Raw genomic sequence first — 16,411 nt, forward strand, 5'->3', positions numbered from 1 at the left:
GCGCCTGCGCGGCAAATGAGCGCGGCCACCTTTGCATACATGTCATCAATCAATTATAATTGGTAATGATTCTTATTAAGATTTGATCGCCGCGCGCGCTCATTTCCCCACATTCACGGTTCCACAGCCAGGCAATGCGATTCCCCAGCCAGTGACCCCATCCCACCCGAGGAGTCCCGCATGCCCCGTCACCTTCCCCTGCGCCCGCTATTGCTGGCGCTGTCGCTGGTCCATTCCGCCACCGTCCTGGCCGCCGACCGCGAGGCCGTAGCCGCCGCCGTGTCCTCCGACGCGGGCGCCGCCGCGGCGTCGTCCGCCGCCGAGCCGACGATGGCGGTGGTCACGGTGACCGGGGCCGCCGGGGACGATGGCTACACGGCCGGCCGCACCCGCTCGGCGGGCAAACTCGATCTGTCGCTGCGCGAAACGCCGCAATCGGTGTCGGTGGTCACGCGCGCGCTGATGGACGACTTCAAGCTCAACAACATCAACGACGTGCTGGCCACGACCACCGGCGTCACCGTCGAGCGCGTGGAGACCAGCCGCACCTATTACACGGCGCGCGGCTTCGACATCATCAACTTCCAGTACGACGGGGTCGGCACGCCGCTGGTGTTCGGCAACATCGCGGGCAACCTCGACACCGGCCTGTACGAGCGCATCGACATCGTGCGCGGCGCCAACGGTTTGATGAGTTCGACCGGCAACCCGTCGGCCACCGTCAACTTCATCCGCAAGCGGCCGACGGCGGAGACGGCGGCCAGCGCCAGCGTCACCCTGGGCTCGTGGAACCAGCGCCGCGTCGAGGGCGACGTCAGCACCAAGCTCAACGAAAGCGGCAGCGTCACCGGCCGGGCCGTCGTGATCCGCCAGGAAAGCGACTCCTACCTGGACCGCTACGAGCCGCGCAAGACCGTCGGCTACGCCGTCATCGACGCCCGCCTGGGCGACAGCACCCTGTTGACCGTCGGCCACACCTACGAAACCAATCGCGGCAAGGGCGTCATGTGGGGCGCCCTGCCGCTGTTCTACACCGACGGCAGCCCGACCGACTATCCGGTCTCGGCCAGCACCTCGGCCGACTGGTCGCGCTGGGACACCGTCACCAACAGCAGCTTCGCCGAACTGGGCCACGATCTGGGCCGGGGCTGGCGCGTGCAATCGACGCTCAACCGCATCACCTACCGCTCCGATTCGGCGCTGGAATATGTCTACGGCACGCCCGACAAGCTCACCGGCGACGGCCTGTTCGCCTATCCGTCGCGCTACGGCGCCCGCCAGCGCCAGACCTTGCTCGACGTCTCGGTCGACGGCAAATTCGGCCTCGGCGGCCGCCGGCACGACCTGAGCTTCGGCTACAGCTGGTCCAGGTCGACCCTGCGCGACCAATCGCTGTACGGACGCGGCATCGGCGACCCGCTGCCCGGCAACAGCGCCTTCGACGGCAGCCTGCCGCAGCCGCTGTTCGACGCCGCCACCGACGGCAGCAGCTACGAAGACCGCCGCAACACCGTCTACGCCGCCGCCCGCTTCAACCTGGCCGACGACTGGAAGCTGCTGACCGGCATCAACAGCACGCGCGCCAAGAGCAGCGGTGTCTCCTACGGCGTCAGCAAGTTCCGCTCGGCCAGCAAGAGCACGCCTTACGTGGGCCTGGTCTACGACATCGACCGCAACTGGTCGGCCTACGCCAGCCACACGGAGATTTTCAACCCGCAAAGCGAAACCGACATCAACGGCAACACCCTGGCGCCGGTCGAAGGCAAGACCACCGAGGCCGGCCTGAAAGGCGCGTTCTACAACGGCAGGCTGAATGTATCGGGGGCGGTCTTCAAGACCAAACAGGACAACACCGCCGAGCAGGCGGACTTTGTCGGCGGCAAGACCGTGTATCGCGGCCTGAACGCCGAATCGCAGGGCGTCGAGTTCGACCTGGCCGGCGAGCTGGCCAAGGGCTGGCAGGCCAGCGCCGGCGTCACGCGGCTGTCGATCCACGGCGACCAGGGGAAAATCGTCAAGACCTACATCCCGCGCACCACGGTCAAGCTCAACACCACCTACCGCGTGCCGGCGCTGCCGGCGCTCAAGGTCGGCGGCACGCTGGCCTGGCAAAGCGCCATCGACACCGACCAGGGCCGCGGCATCAAGACCACGCAGGCCAGCTATGCGCTGCTGGGCCTGATGGCCCGCTACGACATCGACAAGCACCTGAGCCTGTCGGTCAACCTCAACAACCTGACCGACAAGAAATACCTGACCAGCCTGTATTGGACGCAAAGCCTGTACGGCGCGCCGCGCAACGGCAGCGCCACGTTGACGTGGACCTGGTAACCGGGCCTAAGCGGCGACCTCGCTGCGCCGCGCGAGCGGCGGCGCGGCGCCCGCCGAACGCCTCAGCAACGCCGCCAGCTGCTCCGGCGGCAGCGGCTCGCTGAACAGATAACCCTGCATCTCGTCGCAGCCGTTGGCGCGCAGGAAGCCGCGCTGCTGCTCCGTTTCCACGCCCTCGGCGATCACGCGCAGCTTGAGGCGGTGCGCCAGGCCGATGATGGAACTGGCGATGGCCTGGTCGCCGGCGCTGTGCGCCAGGTCGCGCACGAAGGACTTGTCGATCTTGAGGGTGCTGATCGGGAACGACTTGAGCGCCGACAGGCTCGAATACCCGGTGCCGAAGTCGTCGATCGACAGCGCCACGCCCATCGTCCGCAGCTGCTCCATCTTGCCGAGCGCGCGCGTCAGGTCGCGCATGATCACGCCCTCGGTCACCTCCAGCTCCAGCCAGCGCGGCGCCATGTCGCTGTCGGCCAGCGCCAGCGCCACCCGCTCGACCAGCCGCCCCTCCTCGAACTGGCGCGGCGACACATTGACCGAGATGCACAGCGGCGGCAGGCCGGCGTCCTGCCAGGCGCGGTTCTGCTGGCACGCCTCGCGCAGCACCCACTCGCCCAGCGCCACGATCATGCCGCTCTCCTCGGCCAGCGGAATGAAACGGTCCGGCCCGATCACGCCGTGCTCCGGATGCTCCCAGCGCACCAGCGCCTCGGCGCCGAAAATGCGGCCGGTGCGCAGGTCCACCTTGGGCTGGTACACCAGGCGGAACTGGCGATGCTCCAGCGCCTGGCGCATGCCCTCGAGCAGCACCAGCTTTTGTTCGATCTCGGCGTTCATTTCGCGCGCGTAGAACTGGCAGTTGTTCTTGCCCAGCTCCTTGGCGCGGTACATCGCCGCGTCGGCGTGCATCAGCAGCGTTTCGGCGTCGGCGCCATCGTCGGGATGGACCGCCACGCCGATGCTGCAGCTGACCTGCACCTGCTGCCCGCCCACGCTGATCGGTTGCAGCACCGCCTCGCGCACCCGTTCCAGCACCGCCGCCGCGCCGGCGTCCTCGCCTTCCACGGCGGCCGCCTCCCGCAGCATCAGCACGAATTCGTCGCCGCCGAAGCGGCCCACGCTGTCGCCCGGGCGCAGGCAGGCGGCCATGCGCCCGGCCACCACCTTGAGCAGCGCGTCGCCGGCGTTGTGGCCCAGGCCGTCGTTGACCAGCTTGAATCCATCGAGATCGATGAACGCCACCAGCAAGGTGGCGTCGCCGCCGCCACCATCGCGGCGCGCCTCGGCCACCGTCAGCTCCAGCCGCTCGGTGATCAGGATGCGGTTGGGCAGGCCGGTCAGGGTGTCGTGGTGGGCCAGGTGCTGCATGCGCTCCTCGGCCAGCTTGCGCTCGGTGATATCGCGCACGATGGCCACCACGCCGCCTTCGACCGGTACCACCTGCTGGTGCAGCCAGCGCGCGCTCAACTCGGGTATCGTGTTCTCCCATTCCTGCTCGTGCACGCCGCCGGCCTGCGTCACGCGCACCAGGTCGGCGAACATGCCGCTCTCGCGCGCCGTCGGCACCAGCCGCAGCAAGGTGGTGCGGCACAGGCGCTCGCGGCTCACGCCGGTGAACTGTTCGGCGCGGGAATTGGCGTCGACGATGTTGAAGTCGACGATCGCGCCGGCGCCGTCGCGCACCTCGCGCATGACGAAGAAGGCGTCCAGGCTGGCGGCCGACGCCGCCGCGTAGGTTTCCTGCGCGCGCCGCACGCCGGCGCGGTGGCGCGCGCCCTGCCACGACCACAGCCACAGCAGCCCGGTGGCGATCGCCAGCGCCAGGCTGGCCGCGCCGGCCCGCCACAGGATCTCGCGCCGTTTGCGCTCGAACGCCGCCATCTGCTCCTGCTCGTCGAGGCCGGCCACGACCTTGAGCGCCACGCCGTGCAGTTCGCTGACGCCGCTGAAGCGGCTCACCCCGTCCTGCGGATGCGGACGGGCGACCGACTGCAGATGGGGCGGCGTCGCTGGCGCCGCCAGGCGCTGCCCGAACGACACCTTGTCGCCGATGCGCAGGGCGCGCACCACGCCGTCCGTGCCGATCAGCCCCAGCATGCCGCGCTCGCCCATGCGGCTGCGCTCATAGCCGCTGGTGAAATACGCGGGATCGGTTTCGACCATGACGACGCCGGCGAAGTTGCCCTTCTCGTCGTCGAGCCGGCGCGTGAAATGCAGATGCCAATCGGTCTTGGCGGCATCGCGCATGGGCTCGCCGACAAAGATCGCGCCGCTGTCGCGCTCCTGGTGGAAGTTGAAGTAGCGCTGGTCCGCGACCGAGATCGGCGTCGCCTGCGGACTGCTGGCGACCGTCATGCCGTCGCGGTCGACGATGCTGACGGAAAACACCAGGCCCGACGGCAGCAAACCTTCGCGGGCCAGTTCCGGCAGCGCGCCCAGCGTGCCGCGCCGCTCGACCGCGTACTTGAGCACGCGCAGCGTTTGATCGATGCCATCCAGGCCGCGCGCCACCTGCGCCTCGTAGGTGCCCAGCACCTCGCGCAGCGAATCGGCGGCCGCCTCGCGCGCGCGCACCCGTTCGACGTCGATCTCGTGCAGTGACAGCAGCCAGATGGCCACCAGCAGCAGCAGCGCGAACAGCGGCAGCGAGATATGCGTGTCGAGTCCGCGCCGCAACCAGCGCGCGCGCAGGCTGTCGCCGGCCTTGGACGCCGTCATGGCCGCAGCTCCAGCACCTTGACGCTGGCGTCGAGCGCGGCGCGGTCGATGTAGCCGATCATGGCCGGGTTGTCGGCCACCATGCGGCGCACGGCGGCGCTGTTGTGCAGCTCGCGCGGCGGCTGGCCCCGTCCGGTGAACACCATCTTGCTCCAGTAAGCCTTCATCAGCGCCGGCGAGCGGTCCGCGACGCGCCGGTAGAACGCGTCGCGCAGCGCGCTGCCGGGCGGCAGGTCGAGCGCCACCGCCTCGGCGCCGTCGGGAAAGCGGTCGGTTTGCGCCATGAAGATGGCCGCCACCTGCTCGTAACGCAGCGCGGACAGCGGATTCCTGGGCGACACCACGATCACCGGATCGTGCGGGCCGGCTTCGGCGGCGAACGCCGGCAACGCGGCCGGCACCGTCAATAAAAATATCGTGAGCAAACGTCTGGTCAACAAACGCATCGCGGGCAAGGGCAAGAATGAATCGGTCATGCGGAATTCCTGTCTGTGTTCCCGGTGGTACATATACGGCGCGGTCGCCAGTACACAGGGTTCGGGCGTAACGCGCCAGGGACCGCAGACGGGCGTCTGTTCTTCAGAATGGGAAAGGTGGCAACGCCGCTTCGCGGCCGGGGCCGCGAATGGCAAGCTGCCTTAAAGCAACTTTAGATGAAGTAAAGCAATATACCAAAAATTCTATCCAAAAACCACTTTAATTTTAATAGAATTACATCAATAATATACTTTACACCACGGAAGCCAGCATCTGCATTAGCTTCTCGACACTGAACGGTTTGAGCAGCAATTGCGCGCCGTCGAGCGGGAAGCGTGGATGCTGTCCGCTGGCAAAGATGATCCGCAGACCGGGCCGCAACGCGCGGGCGCGCGCCGCCAGCACCTCGCCGGAGAGATCCGGCAGCGAGATGTCGGTGATCATCACGTCCACCGCCTCGCCGTCGAGCAAGCCCAGCGCGGCGGCAGCGTCGCCTGCCGGCAACACCGTATGGCCCAGCAATTCCAGCAGCTCGGTGGTGGTCTCGCGCAGTTCCCGCTCGTCCTCCACCAGCACGATGCGCAAGCCGGCCGCCGGTGCGCCCCCTTCCCGCGTCGCGGCCGCGTCGCTGGAGGCCGCCACCGGCGCCGGCGGCAGCACGGCAAGCTGCGCCTGATGCTGGCGGTTGGCCAGCACGTGGCGCACCTTGCGCGCCAGCGCCTCGCGGGTATAGGGCTTGCCCAGCAAATCGACGCCGGCATCGAGCCGGCCGCCGTGCACGATGGCGTTTTCCGTGTACCCGGACGTGAACAGCACCGCGATGCCCGGCAGCCGCTCGCGCGCCTTGCGCGCCAGCTCCGGGCTGCGCAGCGCGCCCGGCATCACCACGTCGGTGAACAACAGGTCGATCGGCAGGCCGCTGTCGATGATGCTCAGCGCACTGGCCGCGTCGTTCGCCTTGACCACGCGGTAACCGAGCTCGCTGAGCATTTCGACCACGGTGGCGCGCACGCCGTCGTCGTCCTCGGCCACCAGGATGGTTTCCTGGCCGCCGACGACCGCGCGCGTTTCCGGCGGCGCCGGCGCGTCCTCGACATCGGTCGACCGGGGCAGGTACAGCTTGACCGTGGTGCCGCTTCCGGGCTCGCTGTAGATCTTCACGTGGCCGCCCGACTGGCGCGCGAAGCCGTACACCATCGACAATCCCAGGCCGCTGCCCTTGCCCTCCGGCTTGGTCGAGAAGAACGGATCGAACGCCTGCGCCAGCACCTCCGGCGTCATGCCGCTGCCGGTGTCGCTGATGGCGATCATCACGTACTGGCCCGCCGCCAGCTCGGGATGGGTGGCGGCGTACTGGTCGTCGAGCATGGCGTTGCCGACCTCGATGGTCAGCCTGCCCACGCCATTCATGGCGTCGCGCGCGTTGATGCACAGGTTGAGCACCGCGTTCTCCACCTGCGCGGTGTCGACCAGGGTGTTCCACAGGCCGCCGGAGATCACCGTCTCGACCTCGATCTCCTCGCCCAGGCTGCGGCGCAGCATGTCCTCCATGCCGGCGATGAAGCGGCCGATCTTGACCACCCTCGGATCGAGCGCCTGGCGCCGGCCGAACGCCAGCAGATAGCTGGCCAGCTTGGCGCCACGCGTGACGCCGGCCAGCGCGTGCTCGAGGCGCTTCTCGGCGCGGGCGTTGCCCTTGACGTCCCCGCCGAGCAGCTGCAGGTTGCCGGAGATGACCTGCAGCAGATTGTTGAAGTCGTGCGCCACGCCGCCGGTCAGCTTGCCGATCGCCTCCATCTTCTGCGACTGCTGCAGCGCCGCCGCCGTGCGGCGCATCTCGTCGGCCGCCGCCCGCTCGGCCGTCATGTCGCGGCCCACCGCGTGCACGTAGCGTTCGTCCGGCACCGCCGTCCACGACAGGATCGCGTGGCCGCCGCCCTTGCGCAAGGTGCGGTTCTCGAACTTGAAGGTGTGCCGGCCCTCGGCCAGCGAGGCCATCTCCGCCATCGACGCGGCCATGTCGTCCGGGTGGATCAGCTTGTAGAGCGAGGTGCCGATCACCTCCAGCTCCTCCCATCCCAGCAGGCGGGTGAAGGCCGGATTGACGGCGACCACCCAGCCGTCCAGCGACACCACCAGCATCACGTCGGTCGAATAGCGCCACATGCGGTCGCGCTCCGCCGTGCGCTCGGCCACCTGCTGCTGCAGCTTGTAGGCGGTCGACTTCTGGTCCTCGATGTCGGTGCTGGTGCCGACCCAGCGCTGCACCACGCCGTGGTCGTCGACGATCGGCAGGGCGCGCACGATGTGCCAGCGGTAGATGCCGTCGGCGCGGCGGATGCGGTACTCGGTCTCGAAGGTCCGGCCGGTGGCCACCGCGACGGTCCACGCCTGGCTGGCCGCCGGCAGGTCGTCCGGATGGACGATCTCGGCCCAGCGGCTGTCGTTCAACTGGCCGGGCTGGGTGCCGGAGTAGCGGTAGACCTGGTCGTTGAACCAGTCCAGCCGTCCGTCGGCGTCGGCCTGCCAGACCTGGCTCGGGATCGTCTGCGACAAGGTGCGGAAGGTGTTCTCGCTGGCGCGCAGCAGGTTCTCGGCCATCACGCGGTCGGTCACGTCGGCGCCCTGCACGAAGATGCCCCACACGGCGCCGGCGGCGTCGCGCAGCGGCTGGTAGACGAAATCGAGGAAGCGCTCGCGCGCAGGCCGGTCGCCGGTGGCGGCCAGGAAGAACGGCACGGCGGTGCCGGACCAGGTCTCGCCGGAGGCGTACAGTTTATCGAGCAGGCCGACGAAGCCCTGGCTGTTCGCCTCCGGCAGCGCCTCGCGCACCGGCAGGCCGATCACCTCGCGCTGGCCGACCAGCGCCATGTAGGCCGGATTGGCCGACATGAAGACATGCTCGGGACCGGACAGCATCGCCATGAAGCCGGGGGCCTGCTCGAACATGATGCGCATGCGCTCGGCCTCGTTGCGCACGCGGCGCTCGGCCTTGACCTTGTCGGTGGTCTCGATCACCAGCACCATCACGCCGACCGGCGTGCCATCCTCGTCGAGCACCGGCGAATAGTCCAGGTTCATCCACACCTGTTCCGGCCCGCCGTTGCGGTGCAGCGTCAGTTCCTGGTCGGTGTAGACCAGCGTCCTGCCGGCCAGGCCGACCTTGATCACGTGGTCGTTGAAATCGGCCACCTCCGGCCAGGCCTCGCGCACGTTGGCGCCCAGCGACATCGGATGGCGGCCGCCGGCGAACACCGAATAGCCGTCGTTGTAGATCATCACCCCCTGCTCGCGCATCAGCAGCACGATCGGCACGGTCGAGCGCAATATCAGCGCCACGGTCGTCTTGAGCGACTGCGGCCAGGCGTCGATGGGGCCAAGCGCGGTCTTGCTCCAGTCGTGGGACGCGATGATCTGCGCGACTTGGCCGCCGCCATTGAGAAAGGGATGGGTCACAGTGTCCGGAAAGTAAATGTTGTCCGGAGATTATAGTTTGTCCAGAACAAAAAAGGCCGCACACGCCATCAATACTGCATTGCCAAAGAAATAAAATACGGATATAGTGCGAATAAGAATCATTATCATTAGAGAGACGCATGGATATCCCCCAAGAGTTGCGCAAACTAGGCCTCAAGGCCACCCTTCCCCGTCTGCGCATCCTGCAATTGTTCCAGGAATCGAAAAGCAAGCATTTGAACGCGGACGACGTTTACCGTCTGCTGCACGACGAAAACATCGACATGGGGTTGGCCACCGTTTACCGGGTGCTGATGCAGTTCGCCGACGCCGGCATCCTGATCCGCCGGCACTTCGAATCGGTGGCCTCGGTGTTCGAGCTCAACGAAGGCGGCCACCACGACCATCTGATCTGCACCAACTGCGGCAAGATGGAGGAATTCCTCGACGCCGAGATCGAGGCGCGCCAGGAGGCGGTGGCCAAGGAGCGCAACTTCGTGCTGCACGAGCACTCGCTGTCGCTGTACGGCTTTTGCGGCGACTGCGCCGACAACATCAATCCGATGGCGGCAAGGAAGCTGCGGCGCTCCTGAGGCAGCCCAGCAGTTGGTCGGCGTCGAATGGCTTGCTCAAAAAGCAGGAGGCGCCGCCCTGCAGCGCGCGTTTGCGCAGCGCCGCCTCGGGAAAGGCGGTCATCAGGATCAGCGGCAGCGCCTTGCCCTGGCGGCGCAACTCCTCCAGCAAGTCGATGCCGCTCATGCCGGGCATCTGCAGATCGGTGATCACGCAATGAAAGCGGTCGAGCGCGGCCCCGCCCGCGTCCAGCAGCGCCCGCGCCGACTCGAAGGCCTGCGCCGCGTAGCCGTAGGAGCGCAACAGGCTGCTCAAGCCGACGCGCACGGCGTGGTCGTCATCGACGATGGCGATATTACAAAAATGTGGTTCCGGATCAGACACTGGGTACTCCCATGTTCGAACGGCGTCTCGCGGCCGTCCTGCGCATGGTGGAACAATACAGGCTAGCTGACGGCGGGGAAATCATACGAGGGTATAGGTCCATCCCTGCCCGATCGGTTAAAGTCGTGCTTCCCCGCAACAAACCCCGGAAGTTTACGCCAGGCCGAGCGCCTCGGCCATGCGCACCAGGTCCGCGAAGGTCTTGGCCTGCATCTTGCGCATGGCGTTGCCGCGATGGATCTTGACGGTGATCTCGCTGGTCCCCACTTCGCCGGCGATCTGCTTGTTCATCAGGCCGCGCGCCGCCAGCGCCATGATTTCGCGCTCGCGCGGCGTCAGGCTCTCATAGCGCGCGGTCAGTCCCTGCAGCGCGCCGTCGCGCCGGCGCCGCGCGTGGTCGGCCCGCAACGCGGCGTCGATCGCGTCGAGCAGCTCCTGGTCGCGGAACGGCTTGGCCAGGAAGTCGATGGCGCCGGCCTTCATCGCCCGCACCGACATCGGGATGTCGCCATGGCCGGTCATGAAGATGATCGGCAGCGCCACGCCGTCGCGCCGCAGGTCGGCCTGGAAATCGAGGCCGCTGACGCCCTGCAGACGCACGTCGAGCAGCAGGCAGCTGGTGACGTCGGCGCGCGGTTCGGCCATGAACTCGGCCACCGACGCGAAGGCGGCGATCCGCATGCCGACCGACCGCAGGAGGCTGGAAATGGCCTCGCGCAGCGGCGCCTCGTCGTCGACGATGTAGACCAACGCTTCCGCATGGTCGATGGAATCAATCTGGTTCATACGCTGGCAGGGAGAACGTGATGGTGGCGCCGGCCAGGGGGCTGTGTGGCGCGGGCTGGCCCACCCAGATACGGCCGCCGTGGGTCTCGATGATGGAACGGCAAATCGGCAAGCCCATGCCCATGCCGTCCTCCTTGGTGCTGTAGAACGCCTCGAACAGGCGCGGCGCGGCATCGGCGGCGATGCCGGGGCCGGAGTCGCTCACGCTCAGTAGCGGCGCGCCGTCGGCGGCGAGGCCGGTTTGCAGCATCAGCACCGCCTGTCCCGGCGCGCAGGCGGCCATGGCCTGGCTGGCGTTCATCAGCAAATTGATGATCACCTGCTGCAGCTGCACGCGGTCGCCGCACACCGGCGGCAGTTGCGGCGCCAGGTCCAGCGTTAGCTCCACGCGATGGCTATCGAGTTCGCGCCGCACCAGGTCCACGCTCTCCTCGGCGACGGCGTTCAGGTCCAGCACCGCGTGCTGCGGATCGCTGCGGCGTGCCAGCGCGCGGATGCGCTTGATCACGCCGGTGGCCCGCCCGCTCGCTTCCAATATGCTGGCGACCGTGGCGCGCGCCTCGGCCAGGTCGGGCTGCGGGCGGTTCATCCAGCGCAAACAGGCCTCGCCATTGGTGGAAATGGCCGCCAGCGGCTGATTGACCTCGTGCGCGATGGAGGCCGCCAGTTCGCCCAGCATCGTCACACGGGTGGCGTGCGCCAACTGGACCTGGGCGTTGTGCAACGCCTGTTCGGCCAGGACCGCCGCCGTGACGTCGGTCACCGCCCCCAGGTATTCGCAGGCGCCTTGCTTGTCGTAGCGCGGCTCGGCCAGCACGTGCACATATTTCAGTTGGCCGTCCGGCAGCAGCAGGCGGTGTCGCAGATCGACCACGCCCTCGGCGCCGAGCGCCCGCGCCATCGCCGCGCGCACCAGCGGGCGGTCGTCCGGCGCGCTGCGCTCAAGCACCCGCTCCATCGTCGGCGTCACGTCCAGCGGATAGCCGAAGATGCGCGCCGCCTCGTCCGACCAGTACATCGCGCCGTCGGGCGCCTTGAAACTGAAGCTGCCGGTTTTGCTGATGCGCTGTGTGCCGGCCAAAAAGGCCTCGCTGCGGCGCAGCGCGTGCTCGCGCGCCAGCAACGCGTTGGTGGCGCTTTGTCCGCGCAGCGCCAGGAAAGCCGTGATGCCGATGGCCAGCAGGCCGACCATCATGCGCCCGGCTGCCGCGCCGGAGAACACCACCGTATGCGTCAGCAGGTAGGAGGCGACCGTCAACGCCAGGCAGATGCCGGTGACCAGCAGCACGCCGCGCCGCTGCCACACGCTGGCCGACAACAGGACCACCACCACGTACATCACGGCCACCGCCATGTCCAGCGGCGTGAAGGTATCGACCGCGAAGATCAACAACATCAAGCAAATCAACAACCCGGACATCCAGGGAGTGCTCGGTACCCGCAACATGCTGTCCTTGTAAATTATGAAATAGGCAATCCCTCCAATTATAGGGGGGATCGCGCGGCTTGAGTCCTATACTCCGGATAGGTTTTTGCACCTTCCATCCCCTGCCCTGCCTTTCGAAAGGTTGCAAGCGCTCCGCCCGATGGCACATTGGCACCTGAGACGAACGCCGAAGATGGGGAGTGGGAATGAAAAAAACAACACGGAAATGGGCCGTCGCCGGCATCGCGGCACTGGCCGCCGGCGCGCTGGCGGCGGCGTGGGTGGTGCAGCCCGCGCTGGCGCCCATCACTCCGCCCGCCCCCGGCGGCTTCGACGCCGCCAGTCTCGCGCGCGGCGCCCGCATCGTCGCCGTCGGCGACTGCATGGTATGCCACACCGCCACCGGCGGCCGGCCCTACGCCGGCGGCCTGCCGCTGCGCACGCCCTTCGGCACCATCTACACCACCAACATCACGCCCGACGCGGCCACAGGCATCGGCAACTGGTCGCTGGCCGCGTTCACCCGCGCGCTGCGCCATGGCGTCTCCCGCGACGGCCATCTGCTGTATCCGGCCTTCCCCTACATACATTACACGCGCCTGACGGACGCCGACATCGCCGACGCCTACGCCTATCTGATGACCCGCACGCCGGCGCAAGCGGCGGCGCCCGACAATGAACTGATTTTCCCGCTGGGCTTCCGGCCATTGCTGGCGGGCTGGAACCTGCTGTACCTACGCAGCGGTCCGGAACCGGACGATCCGGCCCGTGGCGCCGAATGGAATCGCGGCCGCTATCTGGTGGACGGCGCCGGCCATTGCGCCTCGTGCCACAGCGCGCTCGATCCGATCGGCGGCGAGCGCAGTCCCGCCTTCGCCGGCGGCAATATCGACGGCTGGGACGCGCCGGCGCTGACCGCGCTGCTGCGCGCACCCAAGCCGTGGACCGCCGAACAACTGGCGCTGTACCTGCGTCATGGCTGGTCGCCGGAGCACGGCGCCGCCGCGGGTCCGATGGCGCCCGTCGCCCACAGCCTGTCGCTGGTGCCGCCGGAAGACACCAAGGCGATGGCGGCCTACCTGATGTCGCTGCAGGCAGCGGCGGCGCCGGCGGCTCCTCCCCCGCCTGCCCCCGCGCCACCGGCCACCGGCGCCGACGCCGCCCGCATCCGCCAGGGCGGCACGCTGTTCGCCGGCGCCTGCGCCGGCTGCCATGGCGACGCCGCCCCGATGATGGCGGCCGGCGGCCGTCCGCCACTGAACCTGAGCACCGCCGTCGCCGGCGCCCGTCCCGACAACCTGATACAGATCGTCTTGAACGGCGTGCCATGGACGCAATCGCGCTCGGCCACCTTCATGCCGGCCTTCGCCGCCTCGCTCGACGACGCGCAGATCGCCAGCATCGCCGCCTACGTCCGGGCCGACATCGGCAAGCGCGCGCCGTGGCCGGAACTTGAGCGCCGCGTCACCGAGATTCGCAAGGAGAACCAGCCATGAGCACACTCACCGTCAACGGCGTGACCCACACGCTCGACATCGATCCCTCCACGCCGCTGCTGTACGCGCTGCGCAACCAGCTGGAGCTGAACGGCGCCAAGTTCGGCTGCGGCCTTGGCCAGTGCGGCGCCTGCACCGTGCTGCTGGACGACCAGCCGGTCTTCGGCTGCCTGACGCCGGTGGCCGCCTGCGAAGGCCGCCGCGTGCGCACCATCGAAAGCCTGGGCAGCGCCGCCCATCCCGGGCCGCTGCAGGCGGCCTTCATCCGGCACCAGGCGGCGCAATGCGGCTACTGCATCGCCGGCATGGTGATGCGCGCGCAGGCGCTGCTCGAACAGAATCCGCAGCCCAGCGCGGCCCAGATCCGCGCCCACATGGAACCGAACCTTTGCCGCTGCGGCACGCATATGCGCATCCTCGCCGCCATCGGCGAAGTGGCGGCCACGCGCCGCGTCGCGCCCCTGGCGCGCAAGGCGGCTGGGAGCAAGCCATGACCGCCCAGGTCACCGAAACCGGGACCATCGACCTGCGCCGCCGCGCCACCCTCGGCGCCGGCGCCCTGGTGCTTGGATTTTCCATGCTGCCCCGCCCCGCCCGCGCCGAATTCAACGCGATGGGCGTGCCGCCGGTTGCCGACAAGGCGCTGGCGGGTAGCCTGAAAACCAATCCCATGCTGGACGCCTGGATCAGGATCGCCGCCGACGGCAAGGTCACCGTCTTCACCGGCAAGGTGGAACTCGGTACCGGCGTGCGCACCGCGCTGCTGCAAATCGCCGCCGAACAGCTGGACGTGGCGCCGGCCGCCATCGACTTCATCACCGGCGACACCGGCCGCACGCCCAACGAAGGCTACACCGCCGGCAGCCACACCATCGCCGACAGCGGCACCGCCTTGCTGCACGCCGCCGCCCAGGTGCGCGCGCTGGTGGTGCAAGGCGCGGCGGCGCAGTGGAAGGTCGCGCCGGACAACCTCTCAACCCGGGCCGGCACGATCATCGCGCCGGACGGGCGCAACATGCACTATGGCCAGGCGCTGCGCGGTATCGATCTGCACCGCGCGGCGCAGGCCAAATCGGTGCTGAAGGAAGCCGGCGCCTACACCGTGATCGGCAGTTCGCTGCCGCGCGTGGACATACCGGCCAAGCTGACCGGCGGCGCCAGCTACGTGCAGGACATGCGTCTGCCGCGCATGGTGCATGCCCGCGTGGTGCGTCCGCCGGCCTACGGCGCGCGCCTGCTGTCGGCCGGCATCCAGGCCGCCGGGCGGATGGCGGGGGTGCTGAAAGTACTCGTCGACGGCAACTACCTGGCGGTCGTCGCAGACGACGAATGGCAGGCGATCCTGGCGATGCGCGCCTTGTCGGCCGGCGCGAAGTGGGCCAGGGGCCCGGTCTTGCCGGCCGCCGCCAGCATCCACGCCACGCTGCGCGCGCTGCCGGCCCAGGACATCGTGGTCGAGGACAAGCGCGCTCCCGGCGGCGGCGCCGCCGTCACCACCATCAAGAACCGCTACACCAAACAGTACGTGCTGCATGGTTCGATCGGCCCATCGTGCTCGGTGGCCTTGCTGGACGACGGCAAACTAACGGTATGGACGCACACCCAGGGCGTCTATCCGCTGCGCGCGGCCATCGCCGAGATGCTGTCGATGCCGCTCGTCGCGGTGCGCTGCATCCACACCGAGAGCGCCGGCTGTTATGGCCAGAACGGCGCCGACGACGTGGCGGCCGACGCCGCGCTGGTCGCCCGCGCCATGCCCGGCCGGCCGGTGCGGGTGCAGCTGATGCGCGACCAGGAAAACCAGTGGGAGCCGTATGCGCCGGCCATGAGCACGGAGTTGAGCGCGTCGCTGGACGCCGGCGGCAAGGTCTGCGACTGGCACTACGAACTGTGGAGCGGCTCCCACAACGAACGGCCCGGCAACGCCGGCAAGCTGATACCGGCGCAACTGCTGGCCAAGCCGTTCACGCCCAGCCCCTCGCTGCCGATGCCGATGCCCGAGGGCGGCGGCGACCGCAACGCGGCGCCGCTGTACGCGTTCGCCAACTCGAAGGTGATCAACCATTTTCTGCCGGTGACGCCGCTGCGCACCTCGGCGATGCGCTCGCTGGGCGCCCACATCAACCTGTTCGCGATCGAGGGCATGATGGACGAACTGGCGGCGGCGGCCCGCGCCGATCCGGTCGAGTTCCGTCTGCGACATCTGGAAGACCCGCGCGCGCGCGACGCGATCCGCGCCGCAGCGTCGAAGTTCGGCTGGGACAAGCGCGAGCGCCAGCGCCGCCGCGACCACGGCTTCGGTTTCGCCTTCGGCCAGTATAAGAACCTGATGGCGTATGTCGCGCTGGCGGTGGAGATCCGGATCGAGCGCAGCACCGGCGCCGTCCAAATTGTGCGGGTGGCGGCGGCCGTCGATTGCGGCCAGGGCGTGAACCCGGACGGCATCCGCAACCAGATCGAGGGGGGCATCCTGCAGTCGGCCAGCTGGACGCTGTACGAACGCCTGCGATTCGGGCCGGACGGCATCGCCAGCATCGACTGGGCCAGCTATCCGATCATGCGCTACTCGAACGTGCCGGCCAGGGTCGACGTCGTGCTGATCGACCGGCCGGGCGCCCCCTTCCTCGGCGTGGCCGAGGCGGCGCAGGGGCCGATGGCGGGAGCGCTGGGCAACGCGCTGGCCGACGCCACCGGCAAGCGCTGGCGCGATCTGCCGCTGGCGGGCCCGCAATTGATGGCGTGAGCGATAGGCCTTCGTCGCTCG

At 68.4% G+C, this 16,411-nt stretch carries 11 protein-coding genes; 5 read left to right on the forward strand and 6 right to left on the reverse strand.

What is annotated here, in order from left to right; genetic code table 11:
• Positions 1-180: 180 nt before the first annotated feature.
• Positions 181-2,331: a TonB-dependent siderophore receptor gene (locus tag MRBLMU1_RS22970; protein ID WP_363506280.1), complete on the forward strand. Its 2,151-nt coding sequence runs from the start codon at positions 181-183 to the stop codon at positions 2,329-2,331.
• Positions 2,332-2,337: 6 nt separating this feature from the next.
• Here the strand turns inward: MRBLMU1_RS22970 and MRBLMU1_RS22975 are convergent, their stop codons facing one another.
• The 3 genes from MRBLMU1_RS22975 to MRBLMU1_RS22985 all read right to left on the reverse strand — a co-directional run bounded on the left by MRBLMU1_RS22975 (position 2,338) and on the right by MRBLMU1_RS22985 (position 8,982).
• Positions 2,338-5,049 carry a bifunctional diguanylate cyclase/phosphodiesterase gene (locus tag MRBLMU1_RS22975; protein WP_363506283.1) on the reverse strand — a complete coding sequence of 904 codons (2,712 nt, stop codon included), beginning with the start codon at positions 5,047-5,049 and terminating at the stop codon, positions 2,338-2,340.
• Positions 5,046-5,525 carry a phosphate ABC transporter substrate-binding protein gene (locus tag MRBLMU1_RS22980; RefSeq protein ID WP_363506286.1) on the reverse strand — a complete coding sequence of 160 codons (480 nt, stop codon included), beginning with the start codon at positions 5,523-5,525 and terminating at the stop codon, positions 5,046-5,048. The genes MRBLMU1_RS22975 and MRBLMU1_RS22980 overlap by 4 nt, the downstream gene beginning before the upstream one ends.
• Positions 5,526-5,778: 253 nt before the next feature.
• The gene (locus MRBLMU1_RS22985; protein WP_363506288.1) at positions 5,779-8,982 is read right to left on the reverse strand and encodes a PAS domain-containing protein; all 3,204 of its coding nucleotides are present in this window, start codon (positions 8,980-8,982) and stop codon (positions 5,779-5,781) included.
• Positions 8,983-9,122: 140 nt separating this feature from the next.
• On the opposite strand from MRBLMU1_RS22985, the gene fur reads away from it, so the two are divergent.
• On the forward strand, positions 9,123-9,575 hold the full coding sequence (fur, locus tag MRBLMU1_RS22990; protein ID WP_315212550.1) for a ferric iron uptake transcriptional regulator: 453 nt from the start codon (positions 9,123-9,125) through the stop codon (positions 9,573-9,575).
• On the opposite strand, the gene MRBLMU1_RS22995 is transcribed toward fur, so the two are convergent.
• The 3 genes from MRBLMU1_RS22995 to MRBLMU1_RS23005 form a co-directional block, all read right to left on the reverse strand.
• A complete protein-coding gene (locus MRBLMU1_RS22995; protein WP_363506291.1) occupies positions 9,538-9,939 on the reverse strand; it encodes a response regulator transcription factor in 402 nt (133 codons plus the stop codon). The two genes, fur and MRBLMU1_RS22995, sit on opposite strands and share 38 nt — an antisense overlap.
• A 153-nt stretch (positions 9,940-10,092) precedes the next feature.
• Positions 10,093-10,725, reverse strand: coding sequence for a response regulator transcription factor (locus MRBLMU1_RS23000; RefSeq protein WP_363506294.1), 633 nt, complete (start codon positions 10,723-10,725; stop codon positions 10,093-10,095).
• Positions 10,712-12,121, reverse strand: a complete 1,410-nt coding sequence (locus tag MRBLMU1_RS23005; protein ID WP_363506296.1) for a sensor histidine kinase — start codon at positions 12,119-12,121, stop codon at positions 10,712-10,714. Before MRBLMU1_RS23005 ends, MRBLMU1_RS23000 begins: the two co-directional genes overlap by 14 nt.
• 236 nt (positions 12,122-12,357) lie before the next feature.
• Between MRBLMU1_RS23005 and MRBLMU1_RS23010 the strand changes: the two genes are divergently transcribed.
• The 3 genes from MRBLMU1_RS23010 to MRBLMU1_RS23020 are packed head-to-tail and all read left to right on the forward strand — an operon-like array spanning position 12,358 to position 16,390.
• Positions 12,358-13,647, forward strand: a complete 1,290-nt coding sequence (locus MRBLMU1_RS23010; RefSeq protein ID WP_363506299.1) for a c-type cytochrome — start codon at positions 12,358-12,360, stop codon at positions 13,645-13,647.
• On the forward strand, positions 13,644-14,141 hold the full coding sequence (locus MRBLMU1_RS23015; protein ID WP_363506301.1) for a (2Fe-2S)-binding protein: 498 nt from the start codon (positions 13,644-13,646) through the stop codon (positions 14,139-14,141). The genes MRBLMU1_RS23010 and MRBLMU1_RS23015 overlap by 4 nt, the downstream gene beginning before the upstream one ends.
• Positions 14,138-16,390, forward strand: coding sequence for a xanthine dehydrogenase family protein molybdopterin-binding subunit (locus tag MRBLMU1_RS23020; RefSeq protein ID WP_363506304.1), 2,253 nt, complete (start codon positions 14,138-14,140; stop codon positions 16,388-16,390). Before MRBLMU1_RS23015 ends, MRBLMU1_RS23020 begins: the two co-directional genes overlap by 4 nt.
• Positions 16,391-16,411: the final 21 nt, after the last annotated feature.

This window comes from Burkholderia sp. LMU1-1-1.1 (genome assembly GCF_040675865.1).
Classification (GTDB): domain Bacteria; phylum Pseudomonadota; class Gammaproteobacteria; order Burkholderiales; family Burkholderiaceae_D; genus Rugamonas.